Origin of the sequence: Methanobrevibacter sp. UBA417, from assembly GCF_002508845.1 — an archaeon.
In the GTDB taxonomy this organism is placed as follows: domain Archaea; phylum Methanobacteriota; class Methanobacteria; order Methanobacteriales; family Methanobacteriaceae; genus Methanobrevibacter_A; species Methanobrevibacter_A acididurans.
Genome location: NZ_DAZC01000029.1, coordinates 52,969 through 53,253, shown reverse-complemented (window position 1 = coordinate 53,253; position 285 = coordinate 52,969). Strand labels below are relative to the sequence as shown.

The following is a 285-nucleotide window of genomic DNA, read 5'->3' as shown; positions in this document are numbered from 1 at the left end:
TACATCATCACTAGTTAATCTTTGATCCATATAATTTCCTAAACCTGGAGATATACCAAGTAAATATTCTAAACTATCATCTTTACAATATATACTAGATGCAATGTAAAAGTATGATTCATTTTCATTTAATGGATAATTACTTTGAATATAATCAGTCATGAAAAATCCTGGTTGAACTCCAGGACAAGCATGTCCATGGAAAAGGAATGTTACTAATTGGTCAAATGCTAAATCTCCAGCCCATGCATTAGTTAAACTTTGAATGTTAAACCAATTACCATC

At 30.2% G+C, this 285-nt stretch carries 1 protein-coding gene; it reads right to left on the bottom strand.

The features are described from left to right. The coding region (locus BP769_RS06400) for an FmdE family protein (protein ID WP_413862310.1) at positions 1–285 on the bottom strand (285 nt) is incomplete at both ends.